This window comes from Streptomyces sp. enrichment culture, assembly GCF_964272855.1.
Taxonomy (GTDB): Bacteria; Actinomycetota; Actinomycetes; order Streptomycetales; family Streptomycetaceae; genus Streptomyces.
On the sequence record NZ_OZ186847.1, the window covers coordinates 697,846 to 715,870 of the forward strand.

General features: G+C 73.0%; 15 protein-coding genes. 7 read left to right on the forward strand and 8 right to left on the reverse strand.

What is annotated here, in order from left to right; all coding sequences use genetic code 11:
* Positions 1-29: 29 nt before the first annotated feature.
* Positions 30-1,298, reverse strand: coding sequence for an extracellular solute-binding protein (locus ACSU6L_RS02880; protein WP_437053189.1), 1,269 nt, complete (start codon positions 1,296-1,298; stop codon positions 30-32).
* 221 nt (positions 1,299-1,519) lie between these two features.
* Here ACSU6L_RS02880 and ACSU6L_RS02885 point away from each other — a divergent pair, with 221 nt between their 5' ends.
* Positions 1,520-1,735: a dodecin gene (locus tag ACSU6L_RS02885; RefSeq protein WP_073940061.1), complete on the forward strand. Its 216-nt coding sequence runs from the start codon at positions 1,520-1,522 to the stop codon at positions 1,733-1,735.
* 5 nt (positions 1,736-1,740) lie between these two features.
* Here the strand turns inward: ACSU6L_RS02885 and ACSU6L_RS02890 are convergent, their stop codons facing one another.
* Positions 1,741-2,232 (reverse strand): LNS2 domain-containing protein, encoded by a 492-nt coding sequence (locus ACSU6L_RS02890; RefSeq protein ID WP_437053191.1) that lies wholly within the window; start codon positions 2,230-2,232, stop codon positions 1,741-1,743.
* Positions 2,233-2,476: 244 nt separating this feature from the next.
* Here ACSU6L_RS02890 and ACSU6L_RS02895 point away from each other — a divergent pair, with 244 nt between their 5' ends.
* The 3 genes from ACSU6L_RS02895 (at position 2,477) to ACSU6L_RS02905 (ending at position 7,339) form a co-directional block, all read left to right on the forward strand.
* Positions 2,477-3,484, forward strand: a complete 1,008-nt coding sequence (locus ACSU6L_RS02895) for an LLM class flavin-dependent oxidoreductase (protein ID WP_437053193.1) — start codon at positions 2,477-2,479, stop codon at positions 3,482-3,484.
* Between the two features lie 46 nt (positions 3,485-3,530).
* The gene (locus ACSU6L_RS02900; protein ID WP_437053195.1) at positions 3,531-5,879 is read left to right on the forward strand and encodes an ATP-binding cassette domain-containing protein; all 2,349 of its coding nucleotides are present in this window, start codon (positions 3,531-3,533) and stop codon (positions 5,877-5,879) included.
* Between the two features lie 119 nt (positions 5,880-5,998).
* Positions 5,999-7,339, forward strand: a complete 1,341-nt coding sequence (locus ACSU6L_RS02905; protein WP_437053197.1) for a S28 family serine protease — start codon at positions 5,999-6,001, stop codon at positions 7,337-7,339.
* On the opposite strand, the gene ACSU6L_RS02910 is transcribed toward ACSU6L_RS02905, so the two are convergent.
* The 6 genes from ACSU6L_RS02910 to ACSU6L_RS02935 form a co-directional block, all read right to left on the reverse strand.
* Positions 7,329-8,192, reverse strand: coding sequence for a lysophospholipid acyltransferase family protein (locus tag ACSU6L_RS02910; RefSeq protein ID WP_437053199.1), 864 nt, complete (start codon positions 8,190-8,192; stop codon positions 7,329-7,331). The genes ACSU6L_RS02905 and ACSU6L_RS02910 overlap by 11 nt on opposite strands.
* Positions 8,192-8,965, reverse strand: a complete 774-nt coding sequence (locus ACSU6L_RS02915; protein ID WP_437053201.1) for a GNAT family N-acetyltransferase — start codon at positions 8,963-8,965, stop codon at positions 8,192-8,194. Before ACSU6L_RS02915 ends, ACSU6L_RS02910 begins: the two co-directional genes overlap by 1 nt.
* 167 nt (positions 8,966-9,132) lie before the next feature.
* Positions 9,133-10,158 carry a hypothetical protein gene (locus tag ACSU6L_RS02920; protein ID WP_437053203.1) on the reverse strand — a complete coding sequence of 342 codons (1,026 nt, stop codon included), beginning with the start codon at positions 10,156-10,158 and terminating at the stop codon, positions 9,133-9,135.
* A 115-nt stretch (positions 10,159-10,273) separates the two neighbouring features.
* Entirely contained in the window at positions 10,274-11,020 is a 747-nt protein-coding gene (locus ACSU6L_RS02925; RefSeq protein WP_437053205.1) for a succinate dehydrogenase/fumarate reductase iron-sulfur subunit, read from the reverse strand.
* A complete protein-coding gene (locus tag ACSU6L_RS02930) occupies positions 11,017-12,966 on the reverse strand; it encodes a fumarate reductase/succinate dehydrogenase flavoprotein subunit (RefSeq protein WP_437053207.1) in 1,950 nt (649 codons plus the stop codon). Before ACSU6L_RS02930 ends, ACSU6L_RS02925 begins: the two co-directional genes overlap by 4 nt.
* A gap of 1 nt (position 12,967) precedes the next feature.
* Positions 12,968-13,639: a succinate dehydrogenase gene (locus ACSU6L_RS02935; RefSeq protein ID WP_437064737.1), complete on the reverse strand. Its 672-nt coding sequence runs from the start codon at positions 13,637-13,639 to the stop codon at positions 12,968-12,970.
* Positions 13,640-13,772: 133 nt separating this feature from the next.
* On the opposite strand from ACSU6L_RS02935, the gene ACSU6L_RS02940 reads away from it, so the two are divergent.
* The 3 genes from ACSU6L_RS02940 to ACSU6L_RS02950 all read left to right on the forward strand — a co-directional run bounded on the left by ACSU6L_RS02940 (position 13,773) and on the right by ACSU6L_RS02950 (position 17,999).
* On the forward strand, positions 13,773-14,657 hold the full coding sequence (locus tag ACSU6L_RS02940) for a LysR family transcriptional regulator (RefSeq protein WP_437053209.1): 885 nt from the start codon (positions 13,773-13,775) through the stop codon (positions 14,655-14,657).
* Between the two features lie 106 nt (positions 14,658-14,763).
* Positions 14,764-15,129 carry a hypothetical protein gene (locus tag ACSU6L_RS02945; protein ID WP_437053211.1) on the forward strand — a complete coding sequence of 122 codons (366 nt, stop codon included), beginning with the start codon at positions 14,764-14,766 and terminating at the stop codon, positions 15,127-15,129.
* Positions 15,130-15,152: 23 nt separating this feature from the next.
* Entirely contained in the window at positions 15,153-17,999 is a 2,847-nt protein-coding gene (locus tag ACSU6L_RS02950) for a hypothetical protein (protein WP_437053213.1), read from the forward strand.
* Positions 18,000-18,025: the final 26 nt, after the last annotated feature.

Consider the following 18,025-nt stretch of genomic DNA (forward strand, 5'->3'; position numbering starts at 1 on the left):
CGGACCCGTGCCGGGACCGGGCCGGGAGGTCAGCCGGCGGGGGCCGTCAGCGCCTCGGTGATGCGGCGCGAGGCGCGGCGGGCCTCCGCCGCCGGGTCGGCGCCGGTGAGCACCTTCGTCATGTACTCCTTGATCGGGTTGTCGGCCTCGACCTTCGCCCAGTCGGGCGTGCTGGGCGTCGCCCGCCCCTGTGCCGCGCCGGCGACCATGGCGGCGACGCCCTCCCCGCCCGCCACCTTGTCGGCCAGGGTGGTCTTGTTGGGGACGTAGTTCATGGTGCGGGCCAGGTCGGTGTTCCACTCGGCGCCGGCCAGCGCCTCGACGACGGCGATCGCTCCGTCGCGCACGTCGGTGTTCTCCGGTACGACGAGATCGGAGCCGCCGGTGAAGACGGCGCCGGGCTTGTCGGCGGTCTTGCCGGGGACGGGGAAGAAGCCCAGTTTGCCCTCCAGGTCGGGGTTCTGCTGCACCACGGCCCGGGCGAGTCCCGGTACCGCGACGATCTGCGCCACCCGGCCCTTGGCGAACACCCCGGCCTGGGGCGGGTGTTCCTCGTCGGCGTCGACGGGGCCGTCGCCGAGGGCCTGGAGGCTCCGGTAGAAGTCCATGCCGCGCAGGGCGGCCGGGGTGTCCAGGCTGCCCCGCCAGCTGCCGCCGTTCTCCTCGGCGAGGTCGCCGCCCTCGTCCCAGACGAACCCGGCGAGGGTGTACCAGTCCTGTCCGGCGAGGTAGATGCCCTGGTCGCCGCCCGAGTCGAGTTTCGCGGTGATCTCCAGCCACTCCTCGCGGGTCTTCGGCGGGGCGGTGACACCGGCCTGCTCGAAGAGGTCCGTGCGGTAGATGACGACGCGGTTGGCGGCGTACCAGGGGATGCCGTACTGGGCGGACATCTGCTGGCCCGGCTCGGCGAGGCCGGGCAGCCAGTCGTCCATGCCCCAGTCCCGCATGGACTCCAGGGTCAGGTCGAGCAGTCCGCCGCCCTCGATGTACTGCGGGACCTGGGTGTTGCCGACCTCGATGACGTCGGGCGCGTCCGCGTCGTCCGAGTCCAGCGCGGCCTGCACCTTCTCGCCGATGCCGGTCCATTCCTGGATGCGGATGTCGAGGTCGAGGTCGCCGTGAGTGCGCTCGAACTGCTCGGTGAAGCGGTCCAGGAACTCCTGGGAGGCGCTGTCCTTCATCAGCCAGACGACGACGGTGCGCCGTTCGGGGGCGGCGTTGCCGGGCACCAGACCGCAGCCGGTGACGAGGGCGGCGGTCAGGGCGCAGGTGACGGCGAGCAGACGGCGACGTCTCACGAGGGGTCCTGTTCTGTCTGTGGACAGGGGTGCGGAAGCCCGACGTGGGGGGTGAGCGGAGAACTCGTACGGGTGTGCTCGGATTTTGGTATGGACCAATGCGGAGGTCAAGCGATTCCGGCCGACGGCTCGGCGCCGGCCCGACGCCTCGCGGTCCGACGCGGCTTGGGGCACGGTGGAGTGACGCGTGGCACAGCCGTCACGGCGGAGAGGAGCACCCCATGTCGAACCACACCTACCGGGTCACCGAGATCGTCGGCACCTCCCCCGAGGGCGTCGACCAGGCCGTCCGCAATGGCATCTCCCGCGCCTCCCAGACCCTGCGCTACCTGGACTGGTTCGAGGTGACCCAGGTGCGCGGCCAGATCGAGAACGGGCAGATCGCCCACTGGCAGGTGGGCCTGAAGGTGGGCTTCCGGCTGGAGGACGCGGACTGAGCCCGTCAGGTCCGCCCCTCGCGCTCCTGCGCGACCTTCAGGTCCGCCGACGGAGTGGCCCAGCACGCCCGTACGACGGTGAAGCCGGCCCGCTCGGCGTCCTCGCACACCAGTTCGTCGTCGTCCACGAGGACGTGGATCTCCCGGGTCCGGGCGAGCCGGCGCAGGATCGCCAGCTTGGTGTGCCGGGCGGGCCTGCGGTCGTCGTTGCGCCGCATGTAGACGCGCCCCTCGGGCAGCCCGTGCGCGGCCAGCCAGTCCAGCGTGTCGCGCCGGCACCGCTCGGGCCGCCCGGTCAGGTAGACCACCTCGCACTCCTCGGCACTCTCCCGCGCCAGCGCGATCCCCTCCGGGAGCGGCGGGTCCTGCGGCGCGGCCGCGAAGAACGCGTCCCAGTCCCGCGGCCTGCGCTCCAGGTACTTCTGCCGGTGCGCGGTGTCGGAGAGGGTGTTGTCCAGGTCGAACACGGCCAGCGGAGGCTTCGTGGTGTCGGTCACACCGCCCACCCTAGACGTGTGGCGGAGAGAGAAGTGTGCGGCGCCCGAGGTCAGTCTGGTTACGCGCTGCCCCCAGAAGGGCGACAGGCCCAGGGGCGGGCCTGCATGGAGTCGAACCACGAAGAACGCGTGACCGGCGCACCGGGCGCCTGGACTCACCGTAGATCGCCTCGTCGCGCACACGCCAACGAATTACGGCCGTGCGCGGCGGGAATGCCGGCCGGTCGCAGGCGTTGAACCCGGTGTGAGTTCCGTGATCGCCGCGACCCGATTCTCCGTGCTCGACCGTTCCCGCACCCGTGAGGGGCGCCCGGCCGGTGAGGCGCTGCGCGACACCGTGCGCTTCGCGCAGGACGTGGAGCGCCTCGGCTACCACCGCCTCTGGGTCTCGGAACACCACGGCGTGCCCGGCGTCGCCGGTTCCGCGCCGACCGTGCTGGCGGCCGCGGTGGCCGCCGCCACCCGCACGATCCGGGTGGGCACCGGCGGCGTGATGCTGCCGAACCACCAACCGCTGGTCGTGGCCGAGCAGTTCGGGGTGCTGGAGTCGCTGTTCCCGGGCCGGATCGACATGGGGCTGGGCCGTTCGGTCGGCTTCACCGACGGGGTGCGCAGGGCGCTGGGCCGGGACAAGGGCGACGCCGAGGACTTCGCGGCCCAGCTGGAGGAGCTGCTGGGCTGGTTCCGCGGCACCTCGCCGACGGGGGTGCGCGCCCGGCCGTCCGAGGGTCTGACCGTGCCGCCGTTCGTGCTGGCCATGGGTGAGGGCGCGACGATCGCGGCCCGCGCGGGCCTGCCGATGGTCATCGGCGATCTGCGCGACCGGGAGAAGATGCTGCGCGGCGTCGACCACTACCGCGAACACTTCCGCCCGTCCGCGTGGGCGAGCGAGCCGTACGTGGTGATCTCCGGCACGATCGCGGTCGCCGCGACGCCCGAGGAGGCCCGCCGGCTGCTGATCCCGGAGGCCTGGTCCATGGCGTACTCCCGTACCCACGGCACGTTCCCGCCACTGCCGCCCGCCGAGCGGGTGGAGGCGTCGGTGATGACCCCGAAGGAGCGGGGCCTGTACGAGTCGGGGCTCGCCGGGCAGCTCGCGGGCACCGAGGAAGAGGTCGCCCACGCGCTGGAGACGGTGCTGAAGGAGACGGGCGCGCAGGAGGTGCTGGTCACCACCAGTACGTACGACCGTGCGGCGCTGCTGGACTCCTACCGGCGGCTCGCGCGGATCGCCGGACTGTCCCCGGCGTAGAATCGCGGGGTTTGTCCCGCCTGCCCCCGGTTCGGAGTTCCCCCGCATGACCAGCCCGCACGACCCGAACGACCCATACGTCCGCGTCCGCGGTGCCCGCGAGCACAACCTGAAGGGCGTGGACGTCGACATCCCACGGGACGTGGTGGCGGTGTTCACGGGCGTGTCGGGGTCCGGGAAGTCGTCGCTGGCGTTCGGCACGATCTACGCCGAGGCGCAGCGCCGCTACTTCGAGTCGGTCGCCCCGTACGCCCGCCGGCTGATCCACCAGGTCGGCGCGCCGAAGGTCGGTGAGATCACGGGCCTGCCGCCGGCCGTGTCGCTGGAGCAGCGCCGCTCGGCGCCGACGTCCCGCTCCTCGGTCGGCACGGTCACCAACCTCTCCAACTCGCTGCGGATGCTGTTCTCCCGGGCGGGCGAGTACCCGCCGGGCGCCGAACGGCTCGACTCCGACGCGTTCTCCCCCAACACGGCCGCCGGGGCGTGCCCGCAGTGCCACGGACTGGGCCGGGTGCACCGTACGACGGAGGAGCTGCTGGTCCCCGACCCCTCGCTGTCGATCCGGGAGGGCGCGATCGCCGCCTGGCCGGGTGCCTGGCAGGGGAAGAACCTGCGGGACATCCTCGACACCCTCGGCCACGACGTGGACCGGCCGTGGCGCGAGCTGCCCGCCGAGCAGCGGGAGTGGATCCTGTTCACCGACGAGCAGCCGGTGGTCACGGTGCACCCGGTGCGGGACGCGGACCGCATCCAACGGCCGTACCAGGGGACGTACACGAGCGCCCGCCGGTACGTCATGAAGACCTTCGCCGACTCCAAGAGCCCCACGCTGCGGGCCAAGGCGGAGCGGTTCCTGACCAGTGCGCCCTGTCCCGGGTGCGGGGGCAGCCGTCTGCGGCCGGAGGCGCTGGCGGTGACGTTCGGCGGCCGCACCATCGCCGAGCTGGCCGCGCTGCCGCTGGGCGAGCTGGCGGACCTGCCGGAGGGCGGCTCTCAGACGGCGCGGGTGCTCACCGCCGACCTCAGGTCACGGATCGCGCCCGTCGTCGAACTGGGCCTCGGCTACCTGAGCCTGGACCGGGCCACCCCCACTCTCTCGGCGGGCGAACTCCAGCGGCTGCGGCTCGCCACCCAGCTGCGTTCGGGGCTGTTCGGCGTGGTCTACGTCCTCGACGAACCGTCCGCGGGACTGCACCCGGCGGACACGGAGGCCCTGCTCACGGTGCTGGAGCGGCTGAAGACGGCGGGCAACTCGGTGTTCGTGGTCGAGCACCACCTGGACGTGGTGCGGGACGCCGACTGGATCGTGGACGTGGGCCCGCGGGCGGGCGAGCACGGCGGGCGGGTGCTGTACAGCGGCCCGGTGGACGGGCTCGCGTCGGTCACCGGGTCGGCGACGGCCCGCTTCCTGTTCGACGGTTCCCCCGCCCCGGCCCGCCGGGTACGGGAGTCCCGCGGCGAGGTGCGGCTGGGCCCCGTCACCCGGCACAACCTGCGCGGGGTGACGGCAGCGTTCCCGCTGGGCGTGCTGACGGCCGTCACCGGGGTGTCCGGGTCCGGGAAGTCCACGCTGATCGGGGAGATCACCGAGGAGCTGCCGGGTGTGGGACGGCTGGTGTCGGTCGACCAGAAGCCGATCGGCCGCACCCCGCGCTCCAATCTGGCCACCTACACCGGACTGTTCGACGTGGTGCGCAAGGTGTTCGCGGCGACGGACGCGGCGCGCGAGCGGGGGTACGGCGTCGGGCGGTTCTCCTTCAACGTGGCCGGCGGGCGCTGCGCGACCTGCCAGGGCGAGGGGTTCGTCAGCGTCGAGCTGCTGTTCCTGCCGAGCACGTACGCGCCGTGCCCCGACTGCGGCGGGGCGCGCTACGACGCCGGGACGCTGGAGGTGACGTACCGGGGCCGGAACATCGCGGAAGTGCTGGACCTGACCGTCGAGTCGGCGGCGGAGTTCTTCGCCGACACCCCGGCCGCGGCCCGCAGCCTCGGCACCCTGCTCGACGTCGGGCTCGGCTATCTCCGGCTCGGTCAGCCCGCGACCGAGCTGTCCGGCGGGGAGGCGCAGCGCATCAAACTGGCGAGCGAGCTGCAGCGCGGCCGCCGCGGCCACACCCTGTACCTCCTCGACGAGCCGACGACCGGTCTGCACCCGGCCGACGTCGAGGTCCTGATGCGGCAGTTGCACGGCCTGGTGGACGCCGGGCACACCGTGATCGTCGTCGAGCACGACATGTCCGTCGTCGCGGGCGCGGACCGGGTGATCGACCTGGGTCCGGGCGGTGGGGCCGAGGGCGGCCAGATCGTGGCGGCGGGGTCTCCGGCGGAGGTGGCCGCGGCGAGCGGCAGCGCCACGGCGCCCTATCTGGCGAGGGCGCTGCGGACCGGGCGGTAGCCGGTCGCGGCAGCCGGTCTCCCCCGCAGGGGGGAGAGACCTCCCTCGCGTGCGTGATCCTCCCCGGTGGCGGGACGGCTGTACTGGAGCCGCAACGTTCCGTGAGAGGGGAGTCGGGGATGAGCACGTGGACCAGGCGGCGGCTGCTCGGTGCGACGGTGGCTTCGGCTGCGGGCCTCGCGGTGGCCGCTCCCGCGCACGCGGCGGTGGGGCGGCAGCGCCGTGCCGGCGACGACGGCCTCGTCGCCGCCCTGGGGGCCCTGCCCGGACTGAGGGTGATCGAGGAGCGGCCCGCCGCGGACCCCGGCTACCGCTTCCTCGTCCTCGCTCTGCGCCAGCCCGTCGACCACCGGAACCCCGCGGCCGGCACGTTCGAGCAGCGACTCACCCTGCTGCACACCGGCGCCGACCGGCCCACCGTGCTCTTCAGCACCGGATACGCGGCGATGTCGGCCCCGCGGCGCGCCGAACCGACGGTGCTGCTGGAGGCCAACCAGGTCCAGGTCGAGCACCGCTGGTTCGGCGCCTCCCGGCCGGACACGTCCGACTACTCCCGTCTGACCATCCGCCAGGCGGCGGACGACTACCATCGCGTGGTCCGGCTGCTGCGCGGCCTGTACCCCGGCGCGTGGATCTCCACCGGCAGCAGCAAGGGCGGCATGGCCGCCGTCTACCACCGCCGCTTCCACCCGCACGACGTGGCCGGCACGGTGGCCTGCTCCGCCCCGAACAACGTGGACGACCGCGACAACTCCGCCTACGTCCGCTTCCTGGAGCGGGTGGGCACCCGCGAGTCCCGCGACGCCCTGAAGGCCGTGCAGCGGGAGCTGCTGCTGCGCCGCGCGGACCTGGTCGCCCGGTACGCGGCGGAGACCGCCGCCGCCGGCACGGGCTTCGAGATCGCCGGCAGCGCCGAGAAGGCCTTCGAGGCCGCCGTGCTGCGGGTGCCGTTCATGTTCTGGCAGCGCTCCACGGCGGCCGACGCCGCCGCGATCCCCGCGCCGCACACGACCGCGGACGCCCTGTACACGTGGCTGGACGACATCGCCGGCCTGAACCTGTACGCCGACGCCGTCGCCCGGCAGTTCGTGCCGTACTTCTACCAACTGGGCACCCAGCTGGGCTACGTGTCCTCGCCCGTCGACCACTTGGACGGCCTGCTGCGCCACCCGGACGCGATGGCGCCCCGGACGTTCGTCCCCCGGGACGTCCCGATGCCCTTCGACCGGGCCGCCATGCCCGACGTCGACCGCTGGGTCCGCCGCCACGGCTCCCGCATGCTGTTCGTCAACGGCACCCAGGACCCGTCGGTCGCCGAGGCATTCCGCCCCGGGGGCCGCGACTCACACGTCCTGTGGGTGGCGGGCGGCAACCACGGCGTCGACCTCGCCGACCTGGCCCCGGCCGACCGTGCGCAGGCCGCGGCAGCGCTGCGGCGCTGGGCCGGCGTCAGGTCATAGCGGCCCGCCCCGGGGCGTCGGCACCGGCCAGGGCCCTGCGCGGTGGCGGGAGCGGTACGGCATGGGCGTGACCGCACGCGTCCGGCGGACCCGGCTGGGCCGCCCGGGCCAGGGAACGGCGGTCCGGGTGGCTGCCCGGCGCCAGCAGCGGCCGTACGTCGGCCTCGGCGACCAGCCCGCGCGCCGTCACCACCCGCCACACCGACGCCATCAGCGAGTCGTCGCCGACGAAGGCCGGCGTGGTGCTGGCGGTGCCGTCGGCGAGCCGGTAGCGGATGCGGACCGGCTGGACGGGGACGCGGGCGTCCAGCGCGGCCTGGAAGACGGCCCGCCGGAAGTCGCCCTGCGCGCGCCCGCACCAGGTGCTGCCCTCGGGGAACACGCCGACCGCCGCCCCGGCCCGCAGGGCCCCGGCGATCCGCGCCACCGTCCGGGGCAGCGCCCGCAGCCGGTCCCGCTCGATGAACAGGGCCCCGCCGCGCGCGGCCAGCGGCCCGGCGACCGGCCACCGCCGGATCTCGGTCTTGGCGAGCATCCGGGCCGGGCGGACGGCGGCGAGCAGCGGTATGTCCAGCCAGGAGATGTGGTTGGCGACCAGCAGCACCCCGCCGTCGGGCGGCGCGGCACCGGTGATCCGGACCCGCACCCCGGCCGCCCGGACGATCGCCCGGCACCACCGGCGTACCAGGTGGGCGGGGATCCGGGCGCCGAGCGGTGACAGCGCGATCCCGGCGAGCAGCAGGGCCGTGACCGCCGTCAGCCGCAGCACGGCCCGCGGTACCGACCCGGCGCGGCCCGCCGCCCGCACACAGGCCCCCGGGGTGCAGGGCGCGCTCGGCAGCCAGACGCTCATCAGGCCGGGACGAGCGAGAGGAAGTGCCGCAGATAGCGCGGGTTGACCCGGCGCATCGACAGCAGCACGTACAGGTCGGCGACGCCGAAGTCCGCGTCGTGCGCGGGCTCCCCGCACACCCAGGCGCCGAGCCGGACGTAGCCGCGCAGCAGCGGCGGCAGTTCGGTACGGCCGGCGGGGCGGGTCACGCCCTCGGCCGACCAGGGCAGCAGCGGACGTACGCGGTACTCCTCGGGGGCGAGGTTGCGCTCCCGCACCCGGTCCCAGGTGGCCGCCGCGAGGGCGCCGCCGTCGGCCAGCGGGATGGAGCAGCAGCCCGCCAGCCACTCGTGGCCGCGGTCGGTCATGTAGCGGGCGATGCCGGCCCAGATCAGGCCGATGACGGCGCCGTCGCGGTGGTCGGGGTGCACACAGGAGCGGCCGACCTCGACCAGGCCGGGCCGGATCGCGTCCAGCGGGGCGAGGTCGAACTCGCCCTCCGAGTACAGCCGGCCGGCCACCGCGGCCCGCTCGGGCGGCAGCAGCCGGTAGGTGCCGACGACCTGGTCGGTCAGGGTGTCGCGGACCAGCAGGTGGTCGCAGTAGGCGTCGAAGGCGTCGATGTCGTGACCCGGCTGCGGGCTGGTCAGCAGGGCGCCCATCTCCCCGGCGAAGACGTCGTGCCGCAGTCGCTGGGCGGCGCGCACGTCGTCCTCGTCGCGGGCGAGGGAGACGGTGTAGCGGGTGGGCGCCGCGGGCTGCGGGGGGCGGTCGAGGGTGGACACGCCGGTCATGGCTCACTCCTGGTACGGCCGGAAAAGGGGGACGGAGGCGGTACCCCCCGTTTCTTCCGATGCCGTCTGGCCGCCACATGACGGGTGACGGGAGCCGGGATGTGGGGTTGTTGAACGGAACGGGCCGGGCCGCCGTCGCCGGTGGACGGCGGCGGCCCGGACCCCCGTCACTTGGGTGGTGTGCAGCCCGCCAGCCAGGCGCGGGTCTCCGCGGCGTCGAGGACCCGTTCCAGGACGAGGTCTCCGGTCATGCCGGGGAAGTACCGTCCGGCGGGCCAGCTGCGCTCGTAGGGCGGCGGGTCGAGGACCAGCAGCCGTACGCCGTCGACCACGGGGATGTCGGAGGGCGTGCCCTCGTTCCACACCCACTCCCCGCCGGGCGTCACGAGGTTGAACGAACCGGTGGTCAGTACCTGGCCGGGCGCGTCCCGGCAGACGGCGGCCTCCTGCGCGGACGGGGCCCGGCCGGGCACGTGGCCGCCGCCGACGAGGACGTCCGCGAGCAGGGTGTGCAGCTGGAAGTTGTCGCCGATCCCGCTCATCCGCATCGCGTAGCCGGTGCCGGTCGGGCGGTGCAGCACGACCAGCGGCTCGTCGTCCAGGACGAGCAGGGCGTACGCCAGGCCCTTGACGTCGTACTCGGTGGTCTCCTGCACGGCCCGCAGCGCCCGCAGCAGCCGGGCGCGCAGGGAGCCGTGCAGCGCGGTCCGCACGCCGGGGTGGTTGAGCAGGGCGTGGCACGCCATCTCCCACTGGGGCAGCGACAGCCAGGCGAGGGCCGCCTCGGGTCCCACCCGGTCGAAGAGTGCCGGACCGGGCTCGCCGTCCCGCGGGTCGGGGTACTCCCCGCCGCCGGTCTCCTCCCAGCGCTCGCAGAACTCCCCGACGGCGGCCAGCGTCTCGGCCAGCTCCACGAACACGTACGGCGCGCAGGGCAGCGGGTCGGCGCCGCGCTCCACGCAGGCGCCGACGATCACGGCGACGATGCCGCGCGGTCCGGGCGGCACCTCGGGCAGCAGCGCGGCGAGCCGCGGGGCGGCCTGCGCGACCTCGTGCGGGCCCGCGTCCCCGAGGCTGCGGTGCATCTCCTGGAACGCGCGTTCCGCACCGTCCGGGTTCTGTCCGCGCACCGCGGTCTCGAAGGCCGTGACGGCGTCAACGAACCGTCCGCTCCCCTGACTTCCGAAGATCATGCGGTCAGACTATCGAGCCGGGAAACGCGAGACGGGGCCGGGGAGCACCACTCCCGGCCCCGCCCGTCCGCGCGTCACGGCGAACGTTCACGAAGGCGACGGCAGCCCTGGGGTGCTACCGCTTCACCTTGCGAGTGGCCCGCAGCCACTCCTTGTTCATGCTCGTGATGGACATCAGCGGAATGCCCTTGGGGCACGCGGTGGCGCACTCGCCGGTCAGCGTGCACCCGCCGAAGCCCTCCTCGTCCATCTGCGCCACCATGTCCAGCACCCGGGTCTCCCGCTCGGGCGCGCCCTGCGGCAGCACGTTCAGGTGGTTGATCTTCGCGGAGGTGAACAGCATCGCCGCCCCGTTCGGGCAGGCCGCCACGCACGCCCCGCAGCCGATGCACTCGGCGTGCTCGAAGGCGAAGTCGGCGTCCGGCTTGGGCACCGGCGTGGCGTGCGCCTCGGGCGCGGAGCCGGTCGGCGCGGTGATGTAGCCGCCGGCCTGGATGATCCGGTCGAAGGCCGAGCGGTCCACGACCAGATCCTTGACGACCGGGAAGGCGGACGCCCGCCACGGCTCGACGTCGATCGTGTCGCCGTCCTCGAAGGACCGCATGTGCAGCTGGCAGGTGGTGGTGCGCTCGGGTCCGTGTGCGTCACCGTTGATCACCAGCGAGCACGCTCCGCAGATGCCCTCGCGGCAGTCGTGGTCGAAGGCGACCGGGTCCTCGCCCTTGAGGATGAGTTCCTCGTTGAGGGTGTCGAGCATCTCCAGGAAGGACATGTCGGGTGAGATGCCGTCCACCTCGTACGTGGACATGGCGCCGTCGGCGTCGGCGTTCTTCTGCCGCCAGACGCGCAGGGTGAGCTTCATGCGTAGCTCCGCTGGGTGGGGTGGACGTACTCGAAGACCAGGTCTTCCTTGTGCAGGACGGGCGCCTCGCCGGTGCCGGTGAACTCCCAGGCGGCCGCGTAGGAGAACTCGTCGTCCTTGCGGGCGGCCTCGCCGTCGGGGGTCTGGGACTCCTCGCGGAAGTGGCCGCCGCAGGACTCGGCGCGGTGCAGCGCGTCGAGGCACATCAGCTCGGCGAGTTCCAGGTAGTCGACGATCCGGTTGGCCTTCTCCAGCGACTGGTTGAACTCCTCGCCGGTGCCGGGCACCTTGATCCGCCGCCAGAACTCCTCGCGGATCTGCGGGATGCGCTCCAGTGCCTTGCGCAGGCCTGCGTCGGTGCGGGCCATGCCGCAGAACTCCCACATGAGTTCGCCGACCTCGCGGTGGAAGGAGTCGGGGGTGCGGTCGCCGTCGACGGCCAGGAGCCGCTCCAGGCGGTCCCGGGTCTCCGTCAGCACCTCGCGCACCTCGGGGGTGTCGTCGGTCAGCGGCTCCTGGTGCGGGTTGCGGGCCAGGTAGTCGTTGAGGGTGGCCGGCAGCACGAAGTAGCCGTCGGCGAGGCCCTGCATCAGCGCGGAGGCGCCGAGCCGGTTGGCGCCGTGGTCGGAGAAGTTGGCCTCGCCGACCGCGAACAGGCCGGGGATGCTGGTCTGGAGGTCGTAGTCGACCCACAGGCCGCCCATCGTGTAGTGCACGGCGGGGTAGATCCGCATCGGCACCTCGTACGGATCCTCGTCGGTGATCCGCTGGTACATGTCGAAGAGGTTGCCGTACTTCGCCTCGACGGCCTTGCGGCCCATGCGCTTGATGGCGTCCGCGAAGTCGAGATAGACGCCCTGCCCGCCGGGGCCGACGCCGCGGCCCTCGTCGCAGACGTTCTTCGCGGCGCGGGAGGCGATGTCGCGCGGGACCAGGTTGCCGAAGGACGGGTAGATGCGCTCCAGGTAGTAGTCGCGCTCGTCCTCGGGGATCTGGTTCGCCGGGCGGGTGTCGCCCTTGGCCTTGGGCACCCAGATGCGGCCGTCGTTGCGCAGCGACTCGCTCATCAGCGTCAGCTTGGACTGGTGGTCGCCGGTGCGCGGGATGCAGGTGGGGTGGATCTGGGTGAAGCAGGGGTTGGCGAAGTAGGCGCCGCGCCGGTGCGCCCGCCAGATCGCGGTCGCGTTGGAGTTCATGGCGTTCGTCGACAGGTAGAAGACGTTGCCGTAGCCGCCGGAGGCGAGCACGACGGCGTCCGCGAAGTACGTGTCGATCTTCCCGGTGATCAGGTCGCGGGCGACGATGCCGCGGGCCCGCCCGTCGACGACGATCAGGTCGAGCATCTCGGTGCGGGCGTGCATCTCGATGTTGCCCGCGGCGATCTGCCGGCTGAGCGCCTGGTAGGCGCCGAGGAGGAGCTGCTGGCCCGTCTGGCCGCGGGCGTAGAAGGTGCGGGAGACCTGGACGCCGCCGAAGGAGCGGGTGTCGAGCAGGCCGCCGTACTCGCGGGCGAAGGGGACGCCCTGCGCCACGCACTGGTCGATGATCTCGACGGAGATCTGCGCCAGCCGGTGCACGTTGGACTCGCGGGCGCGGAAGTCGCCGCCCTTGACGGTGTCGTAGAACAGGCGGTGGATGGAGTCGCCGTCGTTGCGGTAGTTCTTCGCCGCGTTGATGCCGCCCTGCGCGGCGATCGAGTGGGCGCGGCGCGGGGAGTCCTGGTAGCAGAACTGGACGACGTGGTAGCCCTGTTCGGCGAGGGTGGCGCCGGCGGAGCCGCCGGCCAGGCCGGTGCCGACCACGATCACCGTGTGCTTGCGCCGGTTGGCGGGGTTGACCAGCTTGGCCTCGAAGCGGCGCTTGTCCCAGCGCTCGTTGACGGGCCCGGAGGGGGCCTTGGTGTCGACGACCGGCTCGCCGGTCTTGTAGTCCGCGTAGGTAGTCATGTCAGCTCACCACTCCGGTCATGACGCCCACGGGTACGGCGATGAAACCGGCCGTGAGCAGCAGCGCGAGGACGTTGGCGACGGTCTTGAGGGCGCGGTCGCGGGTGCGGCTGCCGACGCCCAGGGTCTGGGCCGCGCTCCAGAAGCCGTGCCGGATGTGCATGCCGACGGCGAGCATCGCGACGATGTAGATGGCGTTGCCGTACCAGGTGGAGAAGGTGTCGACGACGTTCTCGTAGGGGCGGCCCTCCTGGAAGCCGCCCGGGTGGACGTGGCCGGTGGTCAGGTCCAGCACGTGCCAGACGATGAACAGGCCCATGATGATCCCGCCCCAGCGCATGGTGCGCGTGGCGTAGGAGGCCCGCGGCTTCTTGTGCACGTACTTGCTGGGGCGCGCCTTGATGTCGCGACGGCTGAGCTGGTACGCGGAGACGGCGTGGGCGACGACCGCGACGAGCAGGACGATCCGGACCAGCCAGAGCGTCCACTCGTAGTGCATGAACGGTTCGCCGACCGTGCGCAGCCAATGCCCGTAGTGGTTGAACTCCTCCGGGCCGAAGAAGATCTTCAGATTGCCGATCACGTGGGCGACCAGGTACAGCAGCATGATCACGCCGCTGACGGCCATCACTGTCTTCTTGCCGACGGAGCTGTCCCACATCGTGCGCGCCATGGACGGCCGTCGGTCCGTCCGCGTTGCCAGAGCCATGGAACAGCACGCTAGGGGCGGGCACCCCCATCGGTCCAAGACATGGTCTGCCTGGTTTCGATAGGCCACGGCTATCGCGGGGCTCTATCATGCGAGCGTGCAGTTCCAGCAGCTCCAGTACTTCGTGGCCGTCGCCGAGACCCGGCACTTCACCCGGGCCGCCGATCTCGTGCACGTCGCCCAGCCCTCGCTGTCGCAGCAGATCAAGGCGCTGGAGCGGGAGCTCGGCGCCGATCTGTTCCTGCGGGCGCGCGGCAACATCACGCTGACCGACGCCGGGGAGGCACTGCTGCCACTGGCCCGGCGCATCCTCGCGGACGCGGACACCGCCCGGCACGAGGTGCAGGAGCTGGTGCAGCTGCGGCGCGGCCGGGTCCGGCTGGGCGCCACGCCGAGCCTGTGCACGGGCCTGCTGCCGGACGTGCTGCGCGCCTTCCACGACCGCTACCCCGGCATCCAGCTGCTGATCGAGGAGGGCGGCTCGCACGACCTCGTACGCCATCTCGCGCGCGGCGCCCTCGATCTGGCACTGGTCGTGCTGCCGCTGCCGACGCCGTCCCCGGCGCTGACCACGGTCGAGCTGCTGCGGGAGGACCTGGTCGTGGTGTCCTCACCCGAGGCACCGAAGCCCGGCGGCGGGCGGCGCGCCGTCGACATCGCCGACCTGGAGGGCGAACGCCTGGTGATGTTCCGGCACGGCTACGACCTGCGCGAACTGACCGTCGCCGCGTGCCGGTCCGCCGGGTTCGAGCCGGATTTCGCGGTGGAGGGCGGGGAGATGGACGCGGTGCTGGGCTTTGTGCGCGCCGGGCTGGGCGTCGCCGTCGTACCCCGGATGGTGGCGGCACGGTCCGGGCGCGGACTGCGGGTCACACCGCTGGCCCGGCCCGGACTGCATCGCACCATCGCGCTGGCGCACCGCAGTGACGTGGCGCCGCCTCGGGCCGCGCGGGAGCTGCAGCGGATGCTGCTGGAACGATAAGCCTCCCCCTGCGGGTGACGTCTGCGCCCCACCGGGCAATACACCTGTGGATCGTCGCTCGGCGGTGCCGAGTGGGGCGCGCCGAAAGGGACAAGGGGGAGCGGCCATGTCCAGGAGCCGGAAGATCACGGTCATCACGCTGTCCGTCGCCGGGGTCGCCTCGATCCCGCTGGTGTGGCTGCTCGACGGCCCGGACGCGGGTCAACTCGTCGGCGCCACACTCCAGTTCGCCGTCGCGGCCCTCGCGTTCTGCTGGGCCGTGCGGCCCGACGCGCCGCGGGGTGTCCGCGCCCGTCTCGAGGCCGTACGGGCGGGAGCGGCCCGCGCCGAGGACGGCGGAAAGGCCAATGCGGGGGTGCGCGTCCGCGGCCGCATGGCCCGGGGCATCGCGTCGGCACGGGCGCAGGACACCGGAAAGTCCACGGCCAAGGGACGGCGGAGCGAGGCCAACAGCGGCGTCGAGATCCGCTGACGTTCCGGGGACGGGGGCCTCTCATGACGACGAAGGACGAGTGCGGGCACGAGCCCGACGCGGACCCGCCCGGGCCGACGGCAAGCGCGTCTCACACCGGCGACAGCAACGCCTCGCGCGGTTCGGTCGCCAACTCGGGCACCATCCTGGGCGACGTCACCGTCCGCCATTGGACGGTCGCGATGGGCCGTCACCGGGCCCACGCGCCGCGCGTCCCGGCGAACTGGCCGTCACGGCGGGCAGTGATGATCAACGAGGTAGCCCAGCGCTGGGTCGATCCCCAGCTGAACGACGCCGGGCGACGGCTGACGCGTCTCATCGACCTGCCGTTGACGGTCTCGGTGCGCCGCGGGCCGCCGCAGGTCTCCTCCGACGGCGACGATCCGCTCTCGGTGTTCCGTGACTGCCAGGGACAGATGCTGATCCTGGGCGGACAGGGCTCCGGCAAGTCCACGCTGATGCTGCGTGTCATGCGGGCCCTGCTGGACGTCCACGACGACCCGGACTCAGTGGTTCCGGTGCCGGTCGCGGTGCCACCCGACCGGTCCGCCCCCGACGACCTGACGGCCTGGCTCGTGAACCGGGTGCGCACCTATTTCAACGGCGGCCCAGGCGGCGCGGTGGAAGCCGGCTGGCTGCTCGAGCTGGGCCTTGTGATGCCCTGTCTGGAGGGCCTGGACGCCGTTGCCGAGCGTCACCTCGCGAGCTGGGAAACGGCGATCCGCGGGTATCTGGACTCACACTCGGGGTTGCCCATGATGCTGGCGTGCCAGGAGTCCACCATGGCTGCCCTGCGCCTCGACGGTGCCCTCACCGGCACCGTGCGGATGCTCCCGCTGTCCGGCGGGGCGCTGGACGACGCCCTGGCGGGACTCGGCGACGAGGGGCGGCACATCGAGCGGCTGCTGGCCGACAACCCGAACGTGCGGGAGTGGTGCACCACACCGTTGATGCTGTCGGTGGTGGGTGCCGTGGACCTCTCACGCGCCTGGGACGAGCCACCGCTGTTCGCGGTGCGCAACTTCGCGTACGCGGCCGGAGGGCCCCTGTTGCAGTCGATGTGGGGAGCGACGGCACAGAGCGCCCAGGAGGTGCGCGAGCAGTACGCCGCCTTGCGGCGGTACGTGCAAGGTCTGCTGGAGAAGCCGGTGATGGCCGAACGGCGGCGCTCCGACACCGATCCGCCCGCCGCGGCGCAGGACGAATGGAGCCGTCGGCAACTGGAGCGCGGTCTGCGCGGCCTGGCGAGAGCTCTGCGCGAGGCACGGCAGGACTACTTCGACACGGTCGGCCTGCTGGCCGCCTCCGACCCGGCCGAGGCCCGCCGGCTGGGCATGCGGGACCACGCCCCCCGGATCCGGCAGGACCTGCTCTTCACCCTGGCCATGACGGCCCTCGTCCTGCTCACGAAGAGCTACTCCCTGGCCCCGCACGTCCTGGTGTACTTCGGCTGGCTCGCGTTCATGCTCTGGTACACGCATGTCTACGGCGGCCTGCTGGAGGCACCCGCACTGCGCTGGGTCGGGCGGTGGACGCACGTCCTGCCGGGGCGGCCAGGATGGCCCCTGGCCATGGGCGCGCTGAGCTGGGTCGCGGCGTTCTGCTACGCCTCCTGGACCGGCCTCCCCGTCGGCACGGCCGCGGTGATCGGGGCCGTCATGGCGGGCGCGGTGATCGTGACGGGGTGCGGGGCGGGCCTGGTGAAGTTCCGGGTGGACGGCACCGTGCCCCCGCCGCGGCGCGGTCTCCCCCGGGTCGCGACCCGGGCCGTCGTGACCGGCGTGCTGCTCGGCCCCGTCCTCGCGACGGCGGCGTGGTGGTGCGGGGCCCTGGCGGACGTGCGTGAGTTCTCTCCCAGCCGGTGGGCCGCGGACGCGGGCATGGCCGCCTTCTGCGTCTGGACGGTTGCGGGCGGGTTCGCGCTCATGCGGCACGGTCTCGACCGGGTGCAGCTGGCGTGGCAGTACCACGTGCCGTGGCGGCTGTCCGCGTTCCTGTCCACCGCGGCCCGGCGCGGCTTCCTGGTGGCGACCGGCAGCGGCTACCGGTTCCCCCATACGACGATCCGGGCCGCGGTCGAGACCGCCCTGTCCGACCCGCCGGCCGCCGACCACTCGCCGTGGGCCGCGCGGGGCGACACGGCGGAGGACGTCTTCGACACGGTGCTCGACGAGAAGCTGGCCCGGTACGAGACCCGCCGGCGGGTGGCCGCCCACCCGCACCTGGAACCGGACGGCTTGCGCGCCCGCCTCACGGAGCGGCGACCCGCCCTGCTCCGGGACGTCTCCGCGCTGGAGGGGGACTACCGCGAGTTGCTCGCCGACGCGCGGCGCGCGGAAGACGACGAAGTCGCGCTCGGCTTCCGCCTTCCGCTGGTGCTGGTGTGGCTGCTGATCGGCACCAGCCCGCTGTGGCCGCTGTTCTTCCCGGGCGGCGAGCGCGTCGGCGCCCTCGCGGTGAGCGTCGCCGCCGGTGCCACCCTCTTCCTGCTCGCCGTTCCGGCCTGGGTCGTGAGCCGCCCGGGCGAGGAGGGCTGCTCCCTCACGGTCGCCCTCGCCGGGCCCTACCTGCTCGCGGTGATGTGGTTCCTGGTGAGCGCCGTGTCCTCCGTGCTGAACCACTTCCTCGGCAGGCAGGAACTCGGGGAGATCAGCCCCTGGCGGGTGGTCGCCGTCATGCCGGGCTGTCTGGTGGTGACGGCGCTGGTCGCCGTGCTCGGATGGCTCGTGGGACGCCTCCTCGACCGGCTGCGCCTCGGCGCCACCGCGTCCCGGGACGAGGTGACCGCCGCGTTCGACGCTTGGCGCACCGCCCTGGAACACCGCGTCGGCGAGGAGGTGGACGCCCTCGTCGGCGGCGGGCCCGGCTGAACCGACGAACCCGGCGCGCCGGGCCG